Origin of the sequence: Thalassospira marina (assembly GCF_002844375.1) — a bacterium.
GTDB lineage: Bacteria > Pseudomonadota > Alphaproteobacteria > Rhodospirillales > Thalassospiraceae > Thalassospira > Thalassospira marina.
Window position 1 is genome coordinate 4,113,287 of sequence record NZ_CP024199.1, and the last position, 22,424, is coordinate 4,135,710.

Below are 22,424 nucleotides of genomic sequence, written 5' to 3' on the forward strand. Positions count from 1 at the left end.
GAGGGTCTGCGGGACGGTAAAATTCAATCGCGCCTAGAAGCCAACTGCACAGCCATCCTTGCGCGGATCGGACCCGGCAACATAGCCTGCATCGGTTTTGGCAATAAGCTGCGCACCCCCAAAACCAAAATTGGTCTGATCCGGGGTTTCAACCAGAATATGGTGCCCCTTGGCCCGCAATGCGGCGATGGTTTCTTCGCCCAGCACATGCTCCACCGCAACCTCAAGCCCGGAAATCGCCTGCCAGCGCGGGGCATCGGCGGCGGTTTGCGGGTCCTGACCCCAAAGCTGGGTGCGCAGGGTCATTTGCACATGGCCCTGGGCCTGCATCGGACCACCCATGACACCAAAGCTCATGACCGGGTTGCCATCACTGCCCATTAAAAAGGCAGGAATAATGGTTTGGAACGGGCGCTTGCCACCGGCCACCTCGTTGGGATGGCCGGGTGTCAGCGAAAAGCCAAAACCACGGTTTTGCAGGCTGATCGATGTACCAGGCACCACAACCCCAGAACCAAAACCCAGATAGTTGGACTGAATGAAGGACACCATCATGCCGTCTTCATCTGCCGCAGTGACATAAACCGTGCCCCCATGTTTGGGCGCACCAGCCTTGAAATCCTGCGCGCGAGCGGGATCAATCAACGCCGCCCGCGATTTCAGATAATCATCAGACAGCAGATGATCGACCGTTACATCGCGCATATGATCAAGATCGGCGACATAGGTATGCAAATCAGCAAAGGCCAGCTTCATAGCCTCGATCTCAAGATGCAGGGCTTCGGGGTCATCCGGGCCAAACTGCTCAAGCTGGCAATGACGCAAAATTCCCAACGCCATCAGCGCCGAAATGCCCTGACCGTTTGGCGGAATTTCGTGCAGCACAACATCGCCATAGCTTTGCGAAATGGTGCCACACCAATCCACCGTGTGATTTGCAAGATCTTCTGCGCTTAGTGCGGCGCCATGTTCGCGGGCATGGGCAACAATTTTTTCTGCCAGACGCCCTTTGTAAAAACTGTCACCGCCGGTTTGGGCAATATCGCGCAGGCTTTCGGCCATTGCTGCATTTACAAAAAGTTCGCCTGCCTTTGGTGCCCGCCCGCCGGGCATAAAGGCCTCGGCAAAGCCGGGTTTGTCATGCAGGATTTTCGCGCCATTTTCCCAAAGCTGGGCAATGATCGGCGAAACGGCAAAGCCCTTGCTGGCATATTCAATGGCGGGCTCGAACAGCTTTTCAAAGGACAGTTTGCCGAATTTATCGGAAATCGCCCGCCAGGCCGAAACTGCACCGGGCACGGTGACAGATTCCCACCCGCGCTGCGGCATTTTATCCTGCCCGGCAAACCGTTCGGGCGACCAGGCCGCCGGTGCACGGCCCGATGCATTAAGGCCATGCAATTCCTTGCCATCCCAAATGATGGCAAAGGCATCAGACCCCAGACCATTCCCGGTTGGTTCCACCACTGGCAGGGTAATGGCCGCCGCCAGCGCGGCATCGGCAGCATTGCCGCCTGCTGCCAGCATACGCAAACCCGCCTGTGCGGCCAACGGCTGGGATGTGGAAACGATATTGCGCGCCATCACCGGTGAACGGCGCGAGGCATAAAGCCCGTCGGCAGTGTATTTCATGGTTTATCCTCCTCGCAGCGCTCAGGCAGGGGCGCTATTTTTTCCGTTTTCGTTTTTGCGGCTTTTCCAGATGGACCGGATGCTAAACACAACCGACAGAACCGCCGCCGCCAGTAACAAAGCCGAAATGGGCCGGGTCAGAAATACCGTCCAGTCACCATCGCTCATCAATGCGCGGCGCAAATTGGTTTCGGCAATCGGGCCAAGGATAACCCCCAAAACCAGCGGTGCCAGCGGATAATCCAGACATTTCAAAATGTAACCGACCAGCCCGATCGCGCCGAGCAAATAAAGGTCGCTTACCCGGTTATTCAGCGCAAAGGCCCCGATCACACAGCAGATCATGACCGTTGGCACAATGAACTGTTTGGGAATGTCGGTAACACGCAAAAACAGGCGCATTGATGCCACGCACACCACCAGCATCATGAAGCTGGCAACGGTTAGCGCGATAAACATGCCATAAACCAGATCGGCATGATCAAGAATCAGGCGCGGACCAACACTCACCCCATGCACCATCAGCGATGCCATCAAAATCGCATCAACGGCCGAACCGGGAATACCCAGCGAAATCAGCGGAATAAGCCCGCCGCCCGCCGTTGCGGAATTCCCCGCTTCCGAGGCCACAACCCCGTCCGCCGTGCCTTGGCCAAAGGCCTCGGGTGTTTTGGAACTGCGTTTGGCCTGATCATAGGCCAGCAGATTGGCAATTGAGCCACCTGCGCCAGGCAGCGCCCCGATCACTACACCCACCATCGATGAGCGCAGCAGGTTTACCGGGCGCATCAGCACTTCACGCATGACTTCCCAGGTTTTGAAATCAATGCTTTTGGGGATCAGCGCGTGATTGACCTTTTTGCCATGAATCTCGACCTCGCCCAGAAGCTGGCTGATGGCGAAAATACCAATCAGCACAACAAGAAACGGCAAACCCGGTGCCAACAGGTCCATATCGAATGTCAGGCGCGGACGGCCCATCATCGGGTCCGGGCCAATGGTGGCAATGCCCAGGCCGATCACACCGGCAATCAAACCGCGGATCAGCGAATTACCCACCAGACTGGCAACAATGGTCAGGGCAAAAACGATCAGCGAAAAATATTCCCACGGGCCAAGGCGCACGGCCACAACCGCCAAAGGCGGGGCAGCAACAATCAGAACAACTGTCGAAATCAGCGTTCCGAAAAACGACGCCCACACACCAAGCGACAGGGCACGCCCCGGTTCGCCCTTGCGGGCCATGGGGAAGGCATCAAAGGTGGTGGCAACCGAACTTGGCGTGCCGGGAATCCCAAGCAGCGCCGCACTGATCAGCCCGCCGGTATAACCACCGACATAAACCGACAGCATCACCGAAATGCCCTGCAATGGCTCCATGGCAAAGGTCAGCGGCAATGTCAGGATAATTGCCATCGTAACGGTAAAACCGGGGATCGCGGCTGCAACAATGCCAGCCACCGAACCGATCAACATGTAAATCAGGGTATCAAAGGCAAAAACCTGATGGGCACCCTGCAAAAAAGCATCCAGCATATGTTTGAACTTTCAGCGGAATTATCCGTATGGGGCTGCCTAAAAGGCAATCAGGACGCCACGGGGCAAAAACACGTTGAAAACATCGGCAAACAGCGCATTTAACCCAAAGGAAAACACCAGTGCCGCGATGATCGACTGGATCACCGTTTTGCGTGTCACACCGGCAATGAGCAATTGCGTGACCAGCAAAAAGCCGAATGTCGCCAGCGAAAAGCCCAGAACCGGCAACACCGCCAGATACACCACCAGCAAACCATAAATGGCAAAGGATACGCGACGGATGCGCAACCAGCGACCAAAGGCATAAACAGCTTCGGGCATGCCGCCATTACGTTGGATTTCCACAAGCGACCGCAGAACGGCAAACAGGCACAAAACCGCCAGAACGATAAAGACCAGCTTGGGAAAAGACCCAGCCCCCAATGGCTCCCAGCGTGATGCCGGCAGGGAGGATGCCCGCCAGGCACAAAAAACCGCAATGCCCCCAAAAACAAGATAGGAAACCAGCCGGGCCAGCTCATTTCTGGCCCGCGTGGCAGCGGATGCCTGCGCATCCACTACCGCCGGGTTCTCGGTTTCGGCACTCATCCCTGAAGCTTGCCGACCAGCTTGGTTACGTCGGCATCAAGTTTTTCAAGATAGGCTTTATAGTCTTCCTCGCCGACAAAGACATTTGCCGAACCGGCATTTTTCATCTTGGTCTTGATGTCATCAAGGGACATGGCCTTTTTCAGATCATCAGCCAGCTTGTCAACGATCGGCTGGGGCGTGCCTTTGGGCAGGACAACCCCACGGGTCACGGCCATTTCAAGGTCATAACCCTGTTCTTTCATGGTCGGAACATCGGGTTCTTCGGCGGTGCGTTCCTGGGTGCCGACACCAGCAAAAACCAGATCGCCGTTTTTAACAAATTCACCCGCAGATGCCACATCGCCAATGGCGATATCAATATTACCGCCCACCAGCGCGCGAATACGCTGCCCGGTATCACGGAAACCGACATAGCTGAACTGAACGCCAAGGGCATCTTCGATCATGGCCATGTGCAAATGCGGCACACCGCCCAGTGTCACACCCGCGCGCACCTTGCCCGGATGGGCCTTGGCATAGGCCTTCAGTTCTTCAAGATTTTTGAAATTGTCGTTTTTCGACAGGGTCAGATATTGCGGTGACGATGCCACCAGCGCGACAGGAATGAAGCTGTCCCAGTCCAGATCGGTAATGCCGGTTTTATTGGCTGTCAGCAAACCTTCATGGATTTGCGAAATCGTATAGCCATCCGCCGGGCGCTTGGCGAATTCCTTCAGGCCGACCGTACCGCCCACACCGGGCATATTGATAATCGGCACCGGCTGACCGGTAACTTCCGACAGGCCCTGACCCACAATACGCATCAGGGTATCACTGCCGCCACCCGGGCCCCAGGGAACGATGAATTCGATTGGTTTGCTTGGGTAATCCTGTGCCATGACGGGTGAAAGCGCTGCTGCAGCCACCATAATCCCCGCCGCCATCGCCAATTTGCGAAGCATTTCTCCAGCCTCCTGATAAGTGGTTTTTCATTTCCTCAAACCATTTTAATCATGGTTCGTTATTTTTATGCGATTATTGTTTGCACCTTCATTGCTGCGACGCAAGCATTAAAAACACAAATTCGCCACAAAAGGCCAAAAATCCCTTCGCAACTGCGAAATATCTATACAATTTTAGGATTTTATGATTAGAACCATTAACAGATTAAATCAAAATTGGTTTGGATTGGTTCATTATGATCGACATGGGAAGTGGCGCGCATCTTTATCTGGTCTGGGGTGGCGCCATGCTGTTTGCCGGTGTTGTCGGCGGCATTATGGCCGGCCTTTTGGGCGTTGGCGGCGGCATTGTTATTGTGCCGGTGCTGTATCACTTCCTGTCGGTCATGGGGGTGGATGAAAGCATGCGCATGCAGATTGCGGTTGCCACATCCCTGACCACGATTATCGCCACTGCCCTGTCATCCACCCGCAGCCATTACAAAAAGGGTGCGGTGGATATCGGCCTGTTAAAAAGCTGGGGACCGGCCATTATTGTTGGCGTCATTATCGGCACCGCCATTGGCGGGCATGTTGATGGCCGCGTGCTGACCGGCGTTTTTGCCGTGGTCGCGTTGCTGGTGGCGGCAAACATGATGCTAGCCCGTGACAGGTCGGGTGAATCGCAAAAGAACCCGCCCCGGTCGGTCTGGGCAACCCTGGGCGTTCTGGCAGGCGGGCTTTCTGCCATGATGGGCATTGGCGGGGGCACCATTTGCGTCCCGCTGCTTAATTTTATGGGCTATGACATCCGCAAGGCCGTTGGCACGGCATCGGCCATCGGCCTGATCATCGCCCTGCCCGGCACCATTGGTTATGCCATGTCCGGTATTGGCATTGACGGGCGCCCGCCCTTTTCCGTTGGCTATGTCAATGTGCTTGCCGCTGCCCTGCTTATTCCCATGACAGTTCTATGCGCCCCGGTCGGCGCACGCATTGCACATTCCATTCCCCAGCGTGCATTGCGCATCTGTTTTGGGCTTTTCCTGCTGATTACATCAATTCGCATGTTCCACGACCTGTTTTTTTGATAGGTCATTGCACCTGTAACGTGACACCCAACAAGAAAAACAACCGCCATGAACAATATCTCAACCCAGGGACTGGCCGAAACGCTGCGCACTGCGTTTGACCAGGGCCAATATGTCGAAAATGGCCGCGTCATTGCCGAACGCACCCTGGCCGAAAAGCTTGATGTTGGCCGCCGCGCACTACGCAAGGCGCTTGACCAACTGGAAACCGATGGCCTGATCTGGCGCCGCCAGGGTCAGGGCACCTTTGTTGGCACACCACCAACCCCGCGCCTGCGCCGCCTCGAAGGCCTGGCAACCAAAACCAGCCCCTTTGAAATTATGGAAGTAAGGCTGGAAATCGAACCTTCGATGGCCCGCTTTGCCGCCCTGCGTGCCTCGCAAGCCGATATTGATGCCATGCGCACCATGGTCGAAAACGCCGCCAATGCCAAAAACCAGGCCGACTACGAAAAATGGGATTCCGCCTTTCACCAGAAACTGGCCGAAAGTGTGCGCAACACCCTGTTTCTGGCCGTGTTTGAAGCCGTAAATGCCGTGCGCCGTGATGCCGCCTGGTCACGTATGCGCGAAAGTTCGCATTCCGACCGGCTGATCAGCACCCTGTCCGACCAGCACCGCAATATTGTCGATGCCATCGAACAGCGCGATCCCGGCCGCGCCGAAGAAGCCATGCGCATCCACCTTTCCCAGGTTGAACGCGCCCTGCATCAAAACTGATCATCACCCCCGCAAGCTATCAAACCGGCGCAAACCCCGCCTTAATGACAGCGCTACTTTCCCAAGCCCCCACTTTCCTGACCCGGCCCGCCTCCCCACCTCTCGCGCCCCTTATCCCTCACCAATTTTCCCGGCCGTGCTGCCCCTCCGTCGCGGCGCATATCACCTAACGCAGAAATGTCCCAAGCTGCCCCTGCTATTTTGCCTGTTGCGTCCACTCTCAAAATCGATGGCTCCCTGACAGCCCCTATGCACCCGACGATCACTTCGTGATTTTTTGTTTCGGCCATATAAATCACTGCCCGCACTATCTTTCAGCGCCCCCAACCCAGCGTCAAAACCGTTCACAAACCTGCTTTTAGCGGGCTGCTTACGCGTGTTTACAGGTCTTACGCCCTTCTGCCATCCTGGCAGTTGGCAACCGGTTGTTCTGCGCACGCCGCGATCCGGCAAAAGATATGCCTTCGCGCAAACGGCATCGCAGCAGAAATGCCGCACGGCCCTGTGGATCGGGCTGTATTTTTCACAGTGCCAGATCCGCCAAATTCCTCATCTTTTTTGAAGTGATAAAATTGCATATAATATTCGTACGTAATTTCCCTGTCCGGGATGCTTCATATGCAATTGTTATCATGGCAAATTTGAATATCAGGCCGATTTCCGGCATCGCGAATTGATGTCAACCGCATTACTTTTCATATGATGACTTTACAAGCCACGGTCTGCCTCATACATTCCCGTCAGCAAACACCCGTCCGGATCAGGCGCGCCGGATGACTGGGTTTATCTGTAAGGCCACGATAGCCCCGCAGATAGAACAGACGGGCTGGGCACCATATGGTTACAGGCACGGTCAACTGGCCATTGCCCACCAGGAGGCAGCCCTTTGGTCCTTGTGCGCGCCCCCTGGATAACGGATGCACAGATCCAACCCACAGGAGAACCCGATGCTGAGCGGAAAAAACTATATTGCTGGCGAATGGCAGGACGGCCCGGATGTCTTTCAGGCAGATAATCCTGCCACTGGTGAAAAACTGCCGACCAAGTTTCAGCAGGGTACTGAAGAACATGTAGACCAGGCTGCCCGTGCGGCAGATGCCTGTGCTGAAGAATTTGCCTCGATGGCACCGGCAAAACGTGCGGCCTTCCTGCGTGCCTGCGCTGAAGAAATTGACGCCCGCGGCGATGAACTGACCGAAATGGGCAACCTTGAAACCGCCCTTCCGGCAGCACGCCTGCAGGGTGAACGCGGCCGTACCGTTGGCCAGTTGCGCTTCTTTGCCGACTGGATCGAAGAAGGTTCGTGGTTTGAAGCCCGCATCGAAACTGCCCAGCCCGATCGCGCCCCGCTGCCGCGCCCGGACATCCGTTCGATGTTCAAGGCCCTTGGCCCGGTTGGCGTTTTTGGCGCATCCAACTTCCCGCTGGCATTTTCTGTTGCCGGTGGTGATACCGCATCGGCCCTGGCTGCTGGCTGCCCGGTCGTATTCAAGGCCCATGCTGCCCATCCTGGTACTTCGGAAATTGTCGCCCAGGCGATTGATGCCGCCATCAAAAAAACCGGCATGCCCAAAGGTGTTTTCAGCATGGTTCACGGTGGCGGTCGCGTTGTTGGCCAGTCACTGGTTGCCCATCCCATGATCAAGGCTGTCGGCTTTACCGGTTCGACCGGTGGTGGCCGCGCCCTGTTTGACATTGCCGTTAGCCGCCCGGAACCGATTCCGTTCTATGGCGAACTGGGCAGCAACAACCCGGTTTACCTGATGCCCAACGCCATGCAGAAAAACGCTGCCGGTATTGCCAAGGCATGGGTTGGTTCGCTGACCATGGGTGTTGGCCAGTTCTGTACCAATCCTGGCCTTCTGCTGGCGGTTAAGGGTGCCGAGCTTGATACCTTTGTCACCACTGCTGTTGCAGAACTGGGTGGCGTTGCCAGCCAGGCCATGCTGACGGACCGTGTTTCAAGCGCCTATCACGACGTCAATGACGCGATGGCAAAACACCCGAAGGTCACCTGTGCCCTGAAACGCCGTGAAAATGACGGCCCGTTTGAAGGCAGCCCCGCCGTTTACCGTGTTTCGGCCGCCGATTGGGCCGCAAACCCGGAACTGGCCGAAGAAATGTTTGGACCGGCCGGTATCATCATTGAATGCGACAATACCGACCAGATCCTTGAAATCTCGGCCAAGCTGCATGGCCAGCTGACCGCGACCATCCAGATGGACGATACCGATGCCGAATTTGCCGGCAAGCTGCGCCCGATTCTGGAAAAGATCGCAGGCCGTATTCTGGTTAATGGCTGGCCGACTGGCGTTGAAGTCTGCCATTCCATGGTTCATGGCGGGCCGTACCCGGCAAGCACCGATTCGCGCGCAACCTCTGTTGGGTCGCTGGCAATCAAACGCTTTGTCCGCCCGGTCGCCTATCAGGCCTTCGCCGATGCCCTGCTTCCTGACGCGCTGAAAGACAGCAACCCGCTGAACATCCCGCGTCTGGTCGATGGCAAATGGCAGATGCCGAAATAATCGGTATCGACCCGATCATAAATACGAAAGGCGCTGCATCCCCTGCGGCGCCTTTTCTTTTGATGGACTCGTGGCGTTATCGGCCCGTCGGCCCACCCTACCCACCGTTTACCAAAGCCCCGCAGCTATACAGATATAACCTTAATCACGGGGCACTCCCGCAGCATCTTCACTGCCACGGTGATAACGGAATGTTCCGGTGGCAGATGCGATGATTTCGCCTTTGCCATTATAGGCCGTGGCGGTTGTGAAAATGATTTTGCGGCCACCGCCCTGGCGGTGCGCTTCGACTCTGACGATATCGCCATTTCCCGCCTGCCCCATAAACTGCGTGGTCAGGGAAAGGGTCAGGCAACGGCGGATATTTCCCGGCACCGGACAATAGCAGCAGGCATAACCAGAAGCTGTATCAAGCAGCGTTGCAAGGACGCCGCCATGCAGGATTCCGGCGCGATTACAATGCTGCGATGCAACATCAATTTCGACAACAGCACGTTCGTTTTGCCAATCGACCAGGCGGTAACCCAGCATTTCCTGCAGGCCGCTGCCATGTTGCTGCTCGTATAAAAGATTGTCAGCGTCGTTATTCATAGGCGTCCTTCTTTTCCAATATGTGCCGTTTTCTCACATAATTGATGAATAAATTGCACATAATAAACAAATTAATCCCGCGTCCTTTGAACCAAAAACATAAATAATACGTTTTTCTTGTGCGTTGCGAAAAACGCATATTTAGCAATTTCAATGACTTGGCTGTTATCGTTCTCCAAACAAGAACGGGGACGCCGCAAACCAGTGATAGTGGACAATGCTGGCCTTTGCTAGCTTTCAACTCAAGGAAAACGACCCAAGCTTCTGCTCAAAAGGAGATTTGAAAATGGCTACTCTCGCATTTGACAGCGCCCCTGTTGCTCGCACGGAACCGGCTGCCGCAAAACCGAAATTTGGCTGGTTTGTAAACTTTCTTGAAGCTGTTCGCGTTGCCCAGATCATGCAGAACAGCCCCGCCCGTGATCACACTGCCCTGATCAACGAATGGCGTGCAAACATGCTTGGCGAGAAGAACTGATTGTTCTTCTCTGCCCTGCCTGATCCTGATCGGTAATAATCGCGCTTGACCGTTTCACGCCGGGCGACCTAAACGATTATATGCAAAAGTTTGACATCGTCACGATCAGGCTGTTCGTCGCCATTGTAAAGGCCGGCAGCATCAATGAAGCAGCCCGGCGCGAACATATCGCGACTTCCGCCGTAAGCCGCCGTATTGGCGAGCTGGAAGCCCTGCTGGGCGTGCGTTTGTTGCGCCGTCTGCCGCGTGGTGTTGAACCCACCCCCGAAGGCACCATTTTCGCCCGGTATGGCGAAAAGCTGCTGGGTGATTTGCGCCACCTGTCAAACGAGCTGAGCGATTTCAGCGCCGGTGAAAAAGGCGAGATCTTTCTTGCCACGGTAACGTCGGGCATCCTGACGGGTCTGCCGTCCTATCTGGCTGATTTTGGCCGGGATTTTCCCGGTATTACGGTTGATGTCAGCGAACTGACCAGCCGTGAATCAATTGATGCCGTGCGCGAAGGCCGTGCTGATCTTGCTGTTGTGGCCGATAATATTGGCCGCTATGACCTTGATTATCATGTTTTTTGCGATGACCCGATCTGGCTTGTCACGCCAAAGGGCCACCCGCTTATTCCCGATCCTGAAAATCCGCAGCCGGTGCATTTCGCCGATGCCATCAAGTACCAGATCATATCCCTGCATGAAGGCGGGGTGATTGATGATCTGATCAGCGAGGCTGCAAGCAAGCTGAACCATGAAATGCACCCGCATATCAAGGTGATGCGTTTCGGATCGTTGCGCCGGGTGATTGCAGCAGGACTGGGCATAGGCTTTTTGCGCCGTTCCAGCGTCGAAGAACATTTGCCCCATATGAATATTTCCGGCACGCCAATTGCCGATGACTGGGCAAAACGCCAATTGCTGATCGTGCATGAGGCCGAAAAGAACCTGTCCACCGCCACGCGCACCCTGCGCGATTATCTGCTGAAAAAATCCCACGCTGCTGTATCGCCGGAATAATCCGGCGCAAATTCCGGGCGGCATCCGATATGAAAATGCCGGTTCCGCCACATGGCGTTACCGGCACAATGCATTGCGCGTCATTCCCGCCATTTACGGCGAAAAGGCCTTTGGCCCCCGGCCATCGGGCGGCATCATATAATTTGCCAGCACCACGGCACGGCGGGTTTTTTGTTCGGCCTGTTCCAAAATCAGCGGTGGCAAAGCCTGCCAGACACCGACAGGGTCCAGCAGCACACCATTATCCCCTGGCATCAGCGACAGCATGGCAGGGACATCTTCGCGTGCATGAATGCCACCGCCCGCCAGCACCGGCAAGAACAGCCGGTTTGGCCGGTCCGCCCGATCGCGCCAGTCATTAAGCGACGGCGCACCTTCGATATTGGTAATGCGTACCGCAAGCTCCGGCACAACATTGGCGATACGCTGCGCTAACCAGATTTGTTCGTCGGTTGGTTCTTTCAGGGTTTTAAGACCATGGGCGATCAAAAACAGGGTTGTATCATGGGCAAACCAGCCCTGACCCAGCAATGCCTGTTCCAAATGGCGCGCCACCATTGGCACAAACCCGCCAAGCCCGGTAACGGGCGGCAAAACCATGGCATGGTGCAGACCCGCACGGGACAGGATTTCCGGCAGTTCCTCTGTCACCAGATAACCGGCACTGAAAAACAGCGGCATGACCAGCAGGCGGTCGGTTTTGCCCTGTGCCGTCAGGTCGGCCAGCACATCGACCAATGCCGGGTCCGACCGCATATAGGCCGGGACAACATCGCCAAACCATTTGGGGGCCAGACGATGGGCCAGCACGCCTGCCGGGTCACCATCCTCGACAGAGGTGCCGTGGGCGACAATCAATAAGGTTGTTTTACCGCGATAGGGCATGGGTCACTGATCACCTTGCAGCCTGCCAAAATTCCAGAACGTTTCCAGACTGATTTCGGGTACGGCAAAAATCCACAATCCGATCAAATTTTTTCAGCGCTTTGGGGCTGTTTTTTGACCATGCCAAACCTGCCAGCCCGACAAAATGCAAAATTTTCAAATCATCGGGAATAAACCCGCCTTCTGTGGTGTCAGGCAGGGTGAGACGTTTTTCCAAACCCCGTAAAGACCCGAACAAACCGAGCAAACCGATCCATCCAGCCCGAAATGGCAAGGAAACCTTTCCAAACCGCTTTGCACCCCTTCTTGCCGGGCTTTCAACGCTTTTTGTTTTAACAAAGGACACCACAATGCTGAAAACAACCCTGATTGCCGCGACCCTGTGCCTTGCAGGCGCCACCAGCGCCTTTGCCGCCCCGGTCAAAACCGCCGACAGCACCCTTGGCCCGGTTCTGACCGGCGAAAACGGCATGACGCTTTATACCTTCCAGAAAGACGGCAAGAACCAATCCAACTGCTATGACAAATGTGCTGCCAACTGGCCGCCCTTGATGGCAACCGATGGCGACATGGCCGATGGCAAATATTCCATCATCACCCGCAAGGATGGTGGCAAGCAGTGGGCCGCCGATGGCAAGCCGCTTTATTTCTGGATCAAGGACAGCAAACCGGGTGATACCACCGGTAACGGTGTTTTGAACCTGTGGGACGTTGCACGCCCCTAAGGATACGTGCCCAATAGGGCATGATCGCCCACGGGCGAACAGAAAGGCACCCTGATGACAGAACCAGGCATTCTTGAACTGATCCCGAATTTGCGGCGTTATGCGCGTGCCCTTGTGCGCGACCGCCACGATGCCGAGGATCTGTTGCAGGATTGCCTAGTTTCTGCCTATGACAATGCCGAAAGCTGGCGCGGGATCAATCGCAAGGCATGGCTGATGAAAATCATGACCAACCTGAATTATAACCGCCTGCGCAAGCAACGAAACAGCCGCGCCATTTTCAGGGAAGACAGCGACGACATGATGGAAAGCATCGCCAGCCCCGCTGCCGGTGATTTCGCCGCACAGGACAGCCTGCGCCGCGCGGTTGAGGCCCTGGACAGCGATCAGCGCGCCGTTCTAATGCTGGTGGCAATCGAGGGCTACAGCTATGGTGAATGCGCCGATATCCTGCAAATTCCACAGGGAACGGTTATGTCGCGCCTGTCACGGGCGCGCAGGGCGCTGGCCCAGACACTGGCCGGGGAAAAAGGCGAGTCGCCCGCCACTGACAATGCGACCAATACTGCCAATGTGATTGCGTTACGGAGACCGAAATGACCCCGCATAACCATGATGATATTGGCGAAGACGACCTGCATGGTTATGTCGACGGGCAGCTTTCAGCCGAACGCCACCGCCAGGTCGAAGAATGGCTGAAAGATAACCCCGAAGCCGCCCGAGACGTTGCCAGTTGGCAGGCCCAGAACATGGCCCTGCAGGACCTGTTTCAACCCGTTGCCAGCGCAGATGATGCCGCGCTTGATGCCAAGGCCCAACGCACCCGCAGCACCCGCCACACCCGCCAAGCAAACACCGCAAGCAAACCGCATGATCAAAACGGCGAAGACGGCAGAGGAGAATTTGCGCAAGCCGACGACAAACCCGACTTTGCACGGGATTTTGGTGCGCAGCATTCATTTGGCGATAGTGCTGATCACGATGATCTCGACGATCAGGTCGATTTGGGCAACAATGCCCGGGCAGACCACGAAACCGGTTATCCTGCCGGGCCAAACAGAATACACGGTGAACGGCATCGCCCAACCCACCGCGAGGATTTAACCCGCAACCTGCGCAGTTCGGCCCATCTGGGCCGCCGGATGCCATCGGCCCCATCATTTTTGGGCGACAGCACCGAAACCGGCAAACGCCAGGGCCGTTATCCGCTGCGCCAGATCGCGGCGATATTCATGGTTTTCCTTGCTGGCGGTATTGGCGGAGCTGCGATTATGGAAGCCACCCTGTCCGGCCAGCCGGGCAACCCCGACTTTGTCACAGCCCTGCCCGCCGTTTCCAGCGCGGGTTATGGCATTTATGCGAGCGAAATCCGCCATCCGGTGGAAGTTTATGCCGATCAGAAAGACCATCTGGTGGGCTGGCTGGGCAAACGGCTGGGTGTTGATTTTTCCGCACCCGACCTGTCATCGGAGGGTTTTCAACTGGTGGGGGGGCGCCTTGTTCCGTTCGAGGATAAACCCGGCGCATTGTTGATGTATGAGGACAATAGCGGCCAGCGCCTGACCCTGATGGTTGGCCATAATCCTGATAATACATCAACCGGTTTTCGCTATCAAAATGCCGGAAAAATCGAGACTTTTTACTGGATAGACGGGCCAGTCGGCTATGCCGTCAGTGGCGAGATTTCCAAAGATCATCTTGAGGATGTCGCCCTGGCTGTTTACCGCCAGACCGGAGGCTGATTTGCCGCATTTTGGAAACAGTTTGTCTATCCATTGGTTGATTGTGCATAACTGAAAACAACGTAATCTGGCTTCAACAGATGTCACCCTGACACAGGAGCCGACAGTGATTACAGTACGCAAATCAGATGAAAGAGGCCGGGCCAATTTTGGCTGGCTGGATTCAAACCACAGCTTTTCGTTCGGCCATTATTATGACCGCAACCATATGGGCTGGGGACCGTTACGGGTTATTAACGAAGACCGGGTCATTGCCGGTGCCGGTTTTGACCCCCACCCCCACCGTGACATGGAAATCATTTCCTATGTCATTGACGGGGCCCTTGAACATAAAGACAGCATTGGCAACGGGTCGGTCATTCGCCCCGGTCGCCTGCAACGCATGAGTGCTGGAACCGGCATTCGTCACAGCGAATACAATTCCTCGAAAACCGATCCCGTGCATTTCCTGCAAATCTGGATTGTTCCTGAAGAACAGGGCATTGCGCCGGGTTACGAGGAAAAGGACATCGCCGCCGCATCAAACGACCTGCAGCTTATTGGCAGCCGTTCGGGCCGCGACGGGTCCATCACCATTCATCAGGATGTCGACCTTTATGCCGCCCATCTCAGTGCGGGCAGTTCTGTTGACCATACCCTGGAAAACGGCCGTATCGCCTGGCTGCAAATGATCAGCGGCACGCTGGCCCTTGGCGATACCACCCTTAATGCTGGCGATGGTGCCGCCATTGCCCAGGAAGACATCCTGAAATTACAGGCCCGGACCGATATCGAAGCGCTGCTTTTTGACATGGCAGCCTGAACGTCCCCCAAGGCCTGAACCAGTTTGCATCGCGTAATGATGCCCCAAACCATACGGAGATTTTAAAATGAGCAATTCCCTGAGCCAGTCTGGCGCCCGTCCGATCATTCCTGCCCTTGGTAACCTTTGGGCCGTCCTTGAACCCCTGTCATGGCTGATTCTGCGGGTTACCACCGGTATCCTGATGATGCCGCATGGCGCTGGCAAACTGTTTGGCATGTTCGGCGGCTATGGACTTGAAGGAACGGGCGGCTATTTCGACAGCATCGGCATTCACCCTGGCTATCTGTTTGCCCTGCTTGTTGGCCTGCTGGAATTTTTTGGCGGTGCAATGCTGGTTCTTGGTCTTCTGACCCGCCCGGTTGCCGCTGCCGTTGTGGTCTTTATGACCGTCGCCTTTTTCATCCACCTGCCCAATGGTTATGCCTGGATCAATGCCGGCGTTGAAATGCCGATCATGTGGGGCATGCTGGCCCTTTCCGTCCTGATCCGTGGCGGCGGGCGCTTCTCGCTGGACCGCAAGCTGGGCGTCGAATTCTAATCATTCCGGTTTTTAACACCACAACCGGCTATATCGGCAGGGCACCCTTTTGGGTGCCCTGTTTTTTGTTGTTTTTCAATGCGTTATGACACTCCCCAAATGGGGATATAGAAAAGTGCGAAAACTTCCTAGGGTTGCAGACAGAAAGACACCCCAAAGAGAAGTCAAAGCCATGAACCGCGATCACAACCGTCCGACTGCCGCAGCATCCGAAACCATCACTGCCGGTTATCCTGCAAAGATGGCGGTATCGAACATCATCGTTAGCGGCGCAGACCGGGACATGCCGGCAAACGTGAAATCAACTTCACAGACAAACCAGGACGATCTGTTGCAGTCCTTTATTGTCTGGAACATTGAAACACGTCGCACATCACGGCATACGGTGTTTTCACACTGGCTTTGCAACTGACCTGTTGCGCACTTTTGAACGCGATTTACCTTAAACGCGAAAATCGCATCGAAATTTCAACTTTCTCCGTCGTATGGTGGCGCATCGTAAAACTTGCGCCGTATAAGGGATACCTTCATGGCTGACGCACCGTCGATCATATTCGTCGATGACGATCCTAATGTCCTTAGCGGGTTACGCCGTCGTGTCCGGGCGAAACGTCCGAACTGGCGCCTGCAATTCTGCGACAACGGGGAAGAAGTTCTCAATCTGCTGCAATCGCGCCACAGCGTGGATGTGATTGTCTCGGACATGCGCATGCCTGTCATGGACGGGGCGGAACTGTTTCGCAAGGTTTCCCGGCTTTACCCGGAAATCGGCCGTATTCTGCTGTCAGGTTATGCCGACGAGCATGCAAACCTGCTAGGCACGTCGGCTACCCATCATTTCCTGATGAAGCCCTGCGATGACCAGTCGATCATCAATGCGATTGAACGCGCCCTTATTTTGCGGTCCTACCTGCGTGATCCCTATTTGCTGGGTGTGATGTCGTGCCTGCCGGGCCATTACCTGTGGCCGACAGCCTTTCGCAATCTGCAAACCACGCTGTATCACGAAGGCCCGATTTCGGAAGAAAACCTGTCGCATTATGCGATGGACCACCGCGAATGCATCACCTTCATTCAGCGTTATGCCCGCCGCGAAGGCCTGATTGGCGAAAACAGCACCGCGACCCTGCATCACCTTTTCGAGGTTTTGGGTGTTGAAAGTGTCAAGGCACTGGCCCTGCTGTTTGAAATTTACGGCAATGGCGACATTACTGTTGCCGAAAATGACCCGGAACTGATCCGTGCCCTGATCATGGCGGAAATTGCCGCCCGGATCGGCCGCCACGAAAACAGCGAGTTTGAAAACATTGATGCCAGCCGTGCGGCTTCGCTACTGGCCCATATTGGCAGCAAGCTGATTGAAACCGTCCTGCCCAATCAAAGCATGACGGCCCGGCACATTGCCGACAAAAACCAGTGCGACATCATTTCTGCCGAAATTGATGTCATGGGCATCAGCCATGCCGGTCTGTCGGCCTGTATGGCCGCGCTCTGGAGCTTCAAACACGAAATTATCGAAGATATCGCCTTCCATCACCGGCCGGAATCGGCCCCGACGGGACGTTCTTCAACCCTGGCAACGGTTTACGCCGCCCAGCATTTCGCCCGCGAATATGGCCGTTCGGGCCGGCTGGTAAAGGAAAAATACCCCCTGTCCGAGCGCTACCTTGCCACTGTTGGCATTGGCGAAAAATGGACAGCATGGTCAAACATCGCCCGCGAAACCGTGCGCCTGCACGAAATGCGTTAGGCTTTGACCTGTCAAGTTTCATCATGTGAGTTCCCTGGCACATGATCGAAAACCCCGGTTTCCACCTGCATTCCCTGACAGGTATGGAAGCCGGGGTTTTTCACTTTTAAACCGCCTTGTTTTCACCCTGCGCCCTTCTGCCAAAGGTCACCGTCACCTTCGTTCCGCCGAGGACAGGCCAGACAGACTTGGTAAGGCCGGTTTCATGCGGCTTGACGCTGACAGGCAACAGGTTATCCCGGCCATAAGGTTGGACATAGGCGAAGCATTTCACCGCTTGACCGAGGTGCCACGTGGCTCTGCACGCTATAAACCGTCAAACCCTCAGCCAAATGGGTGCTCTCTATCTGGCGTTTAGCCAGTCCGTCTGCTCAGGTGAAGTATTGGCCGTCCCCTATTACTCAGTTCCTGCCACCAAGGGCGAACAGCAACACTTAACCCGTGGCAATCAGGCGCCTGAGATACCGGCATCACTACTCTATCCCCCACACAAAAAAGCCGGCCTCACGAAGAAGACCGGCTTTTTGCATTTCGTCAGGCGTGTTAGCCCTGATGTTCGAGATGTTCTGCCGCTACCGGCAGCTTGATAACAAATTCGGCTTCGCCCACCAGACCGTCGGTCAGGATCAAATCACCGCCAAAATCGTCCTGGATCAGCTTGCGGCAAATCGGTAGCCCCTGACCCGTGCCAACACCATGTTCCTTGGTGGTAAAGAAATAATCGAAAATCCGGTTTCGCAATTCTTCGGGCACACCACCGCCATTATCGCGCACCCGAATTTCAATCATTTCATCAAGCTGGGTCACGGTAACGGCGATTTTGCCGTTTTTAATGCCATTGCCCTTAATCGCCTGGCCTGCATTGACAATCAGATTGATCAACGCCTGGGACAGATGGTTCCGCCGGCCAATAACTTCGGTCACGTCAGCATGATAGCTGTAATCAAGCTGGGCGGTATGTTTGATCTGGTTGCGCGTCAGGGTAATGGCGGTTTCAATTTCATCGGGGACAGAAACCGATTCGATTGAATCATTGGTCGGATGGGCAAATTTGCGAATGCCGCGCACAATCCCGGCAATACGTTCCAGCCCCTCCAGGCTTTCACGCAGGGCAAGGGGCACTTCTTCGGCCATGAATTCCACCCGGTCACGTTCGATATCAAGCTGCGCGGCACCATTTTCCTCGTAACGGATGGCACCGGTCAGTTCGTTAAAACTGTCAGAGAGGAATTCCAGATTGTTGTGGATATATTGAGCTGGCGTATTGATTTCGTGGGCAACACCGCCTGCCAGCGTGCCAAGGGCATGCATTTTGGCATATTCGGCGGCTTCTTCGACTACATGTTGCTGCTGGCGGGCGACCTGGGCATCCATATCGGCGCGAAGGGCACGTTGCCGGTTATGCAGCAAAATCGCCAAAAGCCCGATCATGACGACCAGGCCAAACATGAACAGATAGGACAGTTCCTCGATGTCGTTTTTCACACCGGCAATATTGGTGGAATTATAAACCGACACATAATTTGTCGTCAGAACTGCAACATCCTGGATCTGTTCAGCCATATCGCCCAGTTTCTGGTCGATCAGGGCGACCACTTTGGCGGCGGGTTCGCCAGAACTGATTTTCTGGTCCAGTTCAGCGATAATGGCAGTCAGGTCATTTAAAAGTTTGGTTGCCTCGGGAATTTCCTGAAGCGTGGAAAAACCGCTGCCGTCCCGGACAATGGAAACGCGGCTGACAAAAAGGTCATAATCAAAAAGGATATCGTCGTAAGTCAGGGCACCGTCTTTGTGTTCTTCGGAAAACTGAAGAATGTCACGGTCAAGCACCAGATACTGTTTCTGAATCTGGAACATCGCCCAGGCGAAATTTTCACGATAGGCAAAACGTTCGTCTTCAAGTTTACGAACGATGGCCATGGAATAGAAATAATAAACGGCCACAAACAGGGTCAGCACCAGAATGGCGACCCCGTTTGTGACCAGCGAAACTTTTTGATTGCGCTTACGGTTGGGCATTAACGCTTTTCACCTGCCAGACAGCATAAGACCAGTATTGATCTGTCTGGAAAGACGGATCGCTGTCAAACGGGAAAATCACCCAATAAGGCCCTTTGTCACGTACTGACATTGCTTTACCATCAAACTGATAGGCAAGAATGGCGCCGGTTTCCACCAGCCTGTCCACCGGAACCGTCACACTGTAATCATTCAGTGCCGAAACACGGACAGTGCCGCTGGAAATGCCGGTCGATTTGAACAGATCGGCAAAGGACACGCCGGTAAAGACATGTTTGCCTTCGGTCCAGGGGGTTGTCGTTTTGACATCGGTGACCGGCATTTTCGCCAGTTCATCATAGGAAAATACCGATTGTGCCCCGTCTGGTGCGGTCACGGTCAATTCGTTTCGGGCCTGTGCCGGGCCCGCCGGGATCAGCCAGGCAGCAAAGGCCAGGGCAAATGCCATTCTGGTAACGGTTTTCAGCATATGTCTTTCCCCTTCACGGAAACAGATCCGGTCCCCCAAAGACCTTGGTTAAATCTGGGGGTTCCAAACTGATAGATCAAGAAGTTGTCACACCAACGATGTCATTCATCGCCAGATCGCACGGTGCCGTCGGACGGCAGAAGTAATATCCCTGCATTTCATCGACGCCGTATTTCTGCAGGCGTTTGGCAACTTTCAGATTTTCAACGCCTTCGGCAATCACGCTCAGGCCCAGCTTATGCGCGATCTGGATGGTCCATTCGACAAAGGAATCGTCGATGGTTTCGGTCATCATCCGTGACACCAGCCCGCGATCAAGTTTGATGCCGGTATAAAAATTATAGCGCAGCAACTGGATAGAATTGTTGCCCGTACCAAAATCATCAATGAGAAGCTGCACGCCCTGTTCTTTCAAAAAGCGGGCATTGCGGATGAATGGCTCGGAAAGGACCTTGGCGTTATGTTCGGTAATTTCAAATTCCAGTTCGATATTCACCCGGCGCAGGTCAATCACGCGCTGCATGAGGAACTGGACAAAATCCATATTCGCCAGCGAATAGGGCGAACAGTTTACCGAAATGCGCGCCGGCATGCCCAGCTTGGGCTGCACTTCATGGGCCGCCTTTTCCAGAAGGCGCAACACATTCGAGGTCAACTGGTTGATCACCGGGTGGTCTTCGCTGGCACTGATGATTTCATCAAGCGTGAAACGATGCTGCAAATCGTCAAACCGGCTGAGCACTTCGCCGCCAACAATGCTGAAATCCTTGGCCGAAACACGCGGCTGCACCACAATCTGATGGCCATCTTTTTCGACCGCTTCGGCCACCTGCAGCGACGATACCCGGCGCTGCGGCCCGCATGGCAGGGGGGATGAAATGCTTTCATTAAGGGCTTCGCGCAGAACCGCCGGAGAAACCGGCTTTGCCAGCACACGGCTGACCATGCCACGGTTAATGGCATCGCGCAGCGAAACCGACGACACATTGCCCGACAGCAGCATGCGCGGCACAGAAGGTGCAACCGAGAACGCCTGCTGGAGGAATTCGATACCATCCATTTCAGGCATCATCAGGTCGGCAATAACCGCATCGACCATGCCCTGGTTTTTTGAAAGCCAAGCCAAAGCCGCCACAGCCGAGCTGTTGGTGACGATATTGAAGTTCCCGCCCAGGGTACGACGGACCGAAGACAACAGCATCTCGTCATCATCCACCATCAGAATGGTGGGTCGGAAATTATGGGCTGCGAGTTCCATCTGGCGATTCATCCCGTTGCGGAAACTGAACAATATCGGCCATCCATTTCAACACGACGTTGTTGCAAGTCGGATCAATTAACGGATAGGCTTTGTTGACCGGAAGATACGGCAGACGACCCGTCCGCCATATCCCCAAACGAGGAGGGGTTTTAATGAAATTACCCAGTTCAGGCGTAAAAGTTGCGTTTGTCGATGATGACGACAACCTTTTGGCGGCACACCGGCGCAGCCTGCGCAGCATGGCACTGGATTGGGAGGCCCTGTTTTTTAACAATCCCCAGGAAGCACTCGATACCATTTCCGCTGATTCCAGCGTGGAAGCTGCGATTCTGGATATTCACATGCCCATCATGACCGGGCTGGAGCTGGCGGCCAAACTGCGCGAATCGCGCCCGGACCTGATTGTCATCATGCTGACCGGCTATGCCGATCTTGAATCCGCGCTGGAAGCTGTGAATGAACATGGTGTTTACCGGTTTTATCCCAAGCCAACCCCGTTGCGCACGCTGCTGGAAGGCGTTTCGAGCGCGATTGAAAAAAGCCGTGGCAGCCAAAGCCATATATCCCCGGCCTTTCTTGATATTTTCAATCTTGGCCTGATTGCCACCGACCATAACCTGTCGGTCAATCACATGAATGCACAGGCCGCCGAACTGGTGCGGCGCTGCCCGCTTTTACATGTGCAGTCCGATAACCGCCTGGCACTGGACCGCGCCCCCGAAGACCTGGACAGGTTTTTAAACCCGCCTGCGGGCCGTTCGATCCCGCAGCAGAAGGGGTTTTCGCTGGAATCCGATGAAATGTCGGTATCGATCTTTCTGCGCCGTATCCCTGCCCCAAATGGCGAAAAATCGGGTTTCATCTTTATTCTGGTCGAACCCGAAAGTGTCGGCCCGCCATCGGTTGATAATCTGATGGATGTTTTCGGACTAACCCGGTCCGAAGCCCGCCTGACCCAGAAACTGGCCGAAGGTGTCGCGCTGGATGAAGCATCCGAAGCCGTTGGCATTTCGGTGCAATCGGCCCGCACCTATTTAAAGGCGATTTTCGTCAAAACCGGGGTGAACCGGCAGCCGCAACTTTTGAAAACCGTGTTTTCCAGCATCCCGTCCCTGCGCAACTGACCGCGTGATCCGGCG

General features: G+C 55.1%; 23 protein-coding genes. 13 read left to right on the top strand and 10 right to left on the bottom strand.

Annotation, left to right across the window (positions count from 1 at the left end; all coding sequences use genetic code 11):
- Positions 1-33: 33 nt before the first annotated feature.
- The 4 genes from CSC3H3_RS18670 to CSC3H3_RS18685 are packed head-to-tail and all read right to left on the bottom strand — an operon-like array spanning position 34 to position 4,703.
- Positions 34-1,632 carry a gamma-glutamyltransferase family protein gene (locus CSC3H3_RS18670; protein ID WP_101285799.1) on the bottom strand — a complete coding sequence of 533 codons (1,599 nt, stop codon included), beginning with the start codon at positions 1,630-1,632 and terminating at the stop codon, positions 34-36.
- A gap of 21 nt (positions 1,633-1,653) precedes the next feature.
- Complete coding sequence (locus tag CSC3H3_RS18675; RefSeq protein ID WP_101268874.1) at positions 1,654-3,168, bottom strand: tripartite tricarboxylate transporter permease; 1,515 nt, start codon at positions 3,166-3,168, stop codon at positions 1,654-1,656.
- Between the two features lie 39 nt (positions 3,169-3,207).
- The gene (locus CSC3H3_RS18680) at positions 3,208-3,759 is read right to left on the bottom strand and encodes a tripartite tricarboxylate transporter TctB family protein (protein WP_101285800.1); all 552 of its coding nucleotides are present in this window, start codon (positions 3,757-3,759) and stop codon (positions 3,208-3,210) included.
- On the bottom strand, positions 3,756-4,703 hold the full coding sequence (locus CSC3H3_RS18685) for a Bug family tripartite tricarboxylate transporter substrate binding protein (RefSeq protein ID WP_101285801.1): 948 nt from the start codon (positions 4,701-4,703) through the stop codon (positions 3,756-3,758). Before CSC3H3_RS18685 ends, CSC3H3_RS18680 begins: the two co-directional genes overlap by 4 nt.
- 236 nt (positions 4,704-4,939) lie before the next feature.
- On the opposite strand from CSC3H3_RS18685, the gene CSC3H3_RS18690 reads away from it, so the two are divergent.
- From CSC3H3_RS18690 to CSC3H3_RS18705, 3 genes are all read left to right on the top strand, one after another.
- Positions 4,940-5,773, top strand: a complete 834-nt coding sequence (locus CSC3H3_RS18690) for a TSUP family transporter (RefSeq protein WP_172963447.1) — start codon at positions 4,940-4,942, stop codon at positions 5,771-5,773.
- 48 nt (positions 5,774-5,821) lie between these two features.
- Complete coding sequence (locus CSC3H3_RS18695) at positions 5,822-6,493, top strand: FadR/GntR family transcriptional regulator (protein ID WP_101285802.1); 672 nt, start codon at positions 5,822-5,824, stop codon at positions 6,491-6,493.
- A gap of 947 nt (positions 6,494-7,440) precedes the next feature.
- Positions 7,441-9,018 carry an aldehyde dehydrogenase (NADP(+)) gene (locus CSC3H3_RS18705; RefSeq protein WP_101268863.1) on the top strand — a complete coding sequence of 526 codons (1,578 nt, stop codon included), beginning with the start codon at positions 7,441-7,443 and terminating at the stop codon, positions 9,016-9,018.
- Positions 9,019-9,159: 141 nt separating this feature from the next.
- Here CSC3H3_RS18705 and CSC3H3_RS18710 read toward each other — a convergent pair whose 3' ends face one another.
- Positions 9,160-9,609, bottom strand: a complete 450-nt coding sequence (locus tag CSC3H3_RS18710; RefSeq protein ID WP_101285804.1) for a PaaI family thioesterase — start codon at positions 9,607-9,609, stop codon at positions 9,160-9,162.
- Positions 9,610-9,826: 217 nt separating this feature from the next.
- On the opposite strand from CSC3H3_RS18710, the gene CSC3H3_RS18715 reads away from it, so the two are divergent.
- Together CSC3H3_RS18715 and CSC3H3_RS18720 are read left to right on the top strand one after the other, a co-directional pair.
- Positions 9,827-10,087, top strand: coding sequence for a hypothetical protein (locus CSC3H3_RS18715; RefSeq protein WP_133125843.1), 261 nt, complete (start codon positions 9,827-9,829; stop codon positions 10,085-10,087).
- A gap of 80 nt (positions 10,088-10,167) precedes the next feature.
- Complete coding sequence (locus CSC3H3_RS18720) at positions 10,168-11,091, top strand: LysR family transcriptional regulator (protein WP_101285805.1); 924 nt, start codon at positions 10,168-10,170, stop codon at positions 11,089-11,091.
- Between the two features lie 93 nt (positions 11,092-11,184).
- On the opposite strand, the gene CSC3H3_RS18725 is transcribed toward CSC3H3_RS18720, so the two are convergent.
- Positions 11,185-11,976 carry a sirohydrochlorin chelatase gene (locus tag CSC3H3_RS18725; RefSeq protein WP_101268855.1) on the bottom strand — a complete coding sequence of 264 codons (792 nt, stop codon included), beginning with the start codon at positions 11,974-11,976 and terminating at the stop codon, positions 11,185-11,187.
- Between the two features lie 10 nt (positions 11,977-11,986).
- A complete protein-coding gene (locus tag CSC3H3_RS18730; RefSeq protein ID WP_157831954.1) occupies positions 11,987-12,322 on the bottom strand; it encodes a hypothetical protein in 336 nt (111 codons plus the stop codon).
- A gap of 4 nt (positions 12,323-12,326) precedes the next feature.
- Here CSC3H3_RS18730 and CSC3H3_RS18735 point away from each other — a divergent pair, with 4 nt between their 5' ends.
- From CSC3H3_RS18735 to CSC3H3_RS18765, 7 genes are all read left to right on the top strand, one after another.
- Positions 12,327-12,701, top strand: a complete 375-nt coding sequence (locus tag CSC3H3_RS18735) for a COG4315 family predicted lipoprotein (protein ID WP_101285807.1) — start codon at positions 12,327-12,329, stop codon at positions 12,699-12,701.
- Positions 12,702-12,755: 54 nt separating this feature from the next.
- Positions 12,756-13,301 carry an RNA polymerase sigma factor gene (locus tag CSC3H3_RS18740; protein WP_101285808.1) on the top strand — a complete coding sequence of 182 codons (546 nt, stop codon included), beginning with the start codon at positions 12,756-12,758 and terminating at the stop codon, positions 13,299-13,301.
- The gene (locus CSC3H3_RS18745) at positions 13,298-14,443 is read left to right on the top strand and encodes an anti-sigma factor family protein (protein ID WP_101285809.1); all 1,146 of its coding nucleotides are present in this window, start codon (positions 13,298-13,300) and stop codon (positions 14,441-14,443) included. The genes CSC3H3_RS18740 and CSC3H3_RS18745 overlap by 4 nt, the downstream gene beginning before the upstream one ends.
- 106 nt (positions 14,444-14,549) lie before the next feature.
- Entirely contained in the window at positions 14,550-15,245 is a 696-nt protein-coding gene (locus tag CSC3H3_RS18750; RefSeq protein WP_101285810.1) for a pirin family protein, read from the top strand.
- 67 nt (positions 15,246-15,312) lie between these two features.
- Complete coding sequence (locus CSC3H3_RS18755; protein WP_101268844.1) at positions 15,313-15,786, top strand: DoxX family protein; 474 nt, start codon at positions 15,313-15,315, stop codon at positions 15,784-15,786.
- A gap of 172 nt (positions 15,787-15,958) precedes the next feature.
- Positions 15,959-16,198 (top strand): hypothetical protein, encoded by a 240-nt coding sequence (locus tag CSC3H3_RS18760; RefSeq protein ID WP_101268842.1) that lies wholly within the window; start codon positions 15,959-15,961, stop codon positions 16,196-16,198.
- A gap of 117 nt (positions 16,199-16,315) precedes the next feature.
- Positions 16,316-17,536, top strand: a complete 1,221-nt coding sequence (locus CSC3H3_RS18765; protein WP_101285811.1) for a response regulator — start codon at positions 16,316-16,318, stop codon at positions 17,534-17,536.
- A 543-nt stretch (positions 17,537-18,079) separates the two neighbouring features.
- Here CSC3H3_RS18765 and CSC3H3_RS18770 read toward each other — a convergent pair.
- From CSC3H3_RS18770 to CSC3H3_RS18780, 3 genes are all read right to left on the bottom strand, one after another.
- Positions 18,080-19,555: a sensor histidine kinase gene (locus tag CSC3H3_RS18770; protein WP_101268838.1), complete on the bottom strand. Its 1,476-nt coding sequence runs from the start codon at positions 19,553-19,555 to the stop codon at positions 18,080-18,082.
- A complete protein-coding gene (locus CSC3H3_RS18775) occupies positions 19,542-20,024 on the bottom strand; it encodes a putative pterin-binding protein (protein WP_101285812.1) in 483 nt (160 codons plus the stop codon). Before CSC3H3_RS18775 ends, CSC3H3_RS18770 begins: the two co-directional genes overlap by 14 nt.
- A 76-nt stretch (positions 20,025-20,100) precedes the next feature.
- Positions 20,101-21,282, bottom strand: a complete 1,182-nt coding sequence (locus CSC3H3_RS18780; RefSeq protein ID WP_172963448.1) for an EAL domain-containing response regulator — start codon at positions 21,280-21,282, stop codon at positions 20,101-20,103.
- Positions 21,283-21,437: 155 nt separating this feature from the next.
- On the opposite strand from CSC3H3_RS18780, the gene CSC3H3_RS18785 reads away from it, so the two are divergent.
- Entirely contained in the window at positions 21,438-22,409 is a 972-nt protein-coding gene (locus CSC3H3_RS18785) for a DNA-binding response regulator (RefSeq protein ID WP_101285814.1), read from the top strand.
- The last annotated feature ends 15 nt before the right edge of the window (positions 22,410-22,424 follow it).

Bases quoted from the DNA above. Each gene is read 5' to 3' on its own strand.
- CSC3H3_RS18780 (WP_172963448.1), bottom strand. From the start codon at position 21,282: ATGGAACTCGCAGCCCATAATTTCCGACCCACCATTCTGATGGTGGAT.
- CSC3H3_RS18675 (WP_101268874.1), bottom strand. From the start codon at position 3,168: ATGCTGGATGCTTTTTTGCAGGGTGCCCATCAGGTTTTTGCCTTTGAT.
- CSC3H3_RS18680 (WP_101285800.1), bottom strand. From the start codon at position 3,759: ATGAGTGCCGAAACCGAGAACCCGGCGGTAGTGGATGCGCAGGCATCC.
- CSC3H3_RS18735 (WP_101285807.1), top strand. From the start codon at position 12,327: ATGCTGAAAACAACCCTGATTGCCGCGACCCTGTGCCTTGCAGGCGCC.
- CSC3H3_RS18690 (WP_172963447.1), top strand. From the start codon at position 4,940: ATGATCGACATGGGAAGTGGCGCGCATCTTTATCTGGTCTGGGGTGGC.
- CSC3H3_RS18720 (WP_101285805.1), top strand. From the start codon at position 10,168: ATGCAAAAGTTTGACATCGTCACGATCAGGCTGTTCGTCGCCATTGTA.
- CSC3H3_RS18785 (WP_101285814.1), top strand. From the start codon at position 21,438: ATGAAATTACCCAGTTCAGGCGTAAAAGTTGCGTTTGTCGATGATGAC.
- CSC3H3_RS18775 (WP_101285812.1), bottom strand. From the start codon at position 20,024: ATGCTGAAAACCGTTACCAGAATGGCATTTGCCCTGGCCTTTGCTGCC.
- CSC3H3_RS18765 (WP_101285811.1), top strand. From the start codon at position 16,316: ATGGCTGACGCACCGTCGATCATATTCGTCGATGACGATCCTAATGTC.
- CSC3H3_RS18695 (WP_101285802.1), top strand. From the start codon at position 5,822: ATGAACAATATCTCAACCCAGGGACTGGCCGAAACGCTGCGCACTGCG.
- CSC3H3_RS18745 (WP_101285809.1), top strand. From the start codon at position 13,298: ATGACCCCGCATAACCATGATGATATTGGCGAAGACGACCTGCATGGT.
- CSC3H3_RS18755 (WP_101268844.1), top strand. From the start codon at position 15,313: ATGAGCAATTCCCTGAGCCAGTCTGGCGCCCGTCCGATCATTCCTGCC.
- CSC3H3_RS18705 (WP_101268863.1), top strand. From the start codon at position 7,441: ATGCTGAGCGGAAAAAACTATATTGCTGGCGAATGGCAGGACGGCCCG.
- CSC3H3_RS18670 (WP_101285799.1), bottom strand. From the start codon at position 1,632: ATGAAATACACTGCCGACGGGCTTTATGCCTCGCGCCGTTCACCGGTG.
- CSC3H3_RS18740 (WP_101285808.1), top strand. From the start codon at position 12,756: ATGACAGAACCAGGCATTCTTGAACTGATCCCGAATTTGCGGCGTTAT.
- CSC3H3_RS18760 (WP_101268842.1), top strand. From the start codon at position 15,959: ATGAACCGCGATCACAACCGTCCGACTGCCGCAGCATCCGAAACCATC.
- CSC3H3_RS18710 (WP_101285804.1), bottom strand. From the start codon at position 9,609: ATGAATAACGACGCTGACAATCTTTTATACGAGCAGCAACATGGCAGC.
- CSC3H3_RS18725 (WP_101268855.1), bottom strand. From the start codon at position 11,976: ATGCCCTATCGCGGTAAAACAACCTTATTGATTGTCGCCCACGGCACC.
- CSC3H3_RS18770 (WP_101268838.1), bottom strand. From the start codon at position 19,555: ATGCCCAACCGTAAGCGCAATCAAAAAGTTTCGCTGGTCACAAACGGG.
- CSC3H3_RS18715 (WP_133125843.1), top strand. From the start codon at position 9,827: ATGCTGGCCTTTGCTAGCTTTCAACTCAAGGAAAACGACCCAAGCTTC.
- CSC3H3_RS18685 (WP_101285801.1), bottom strand. From the start codon at position 4,703: ATGCTTCGCAAATTGGCGATGGCGGCGGGGATTATGGTGGCTGCAGCA.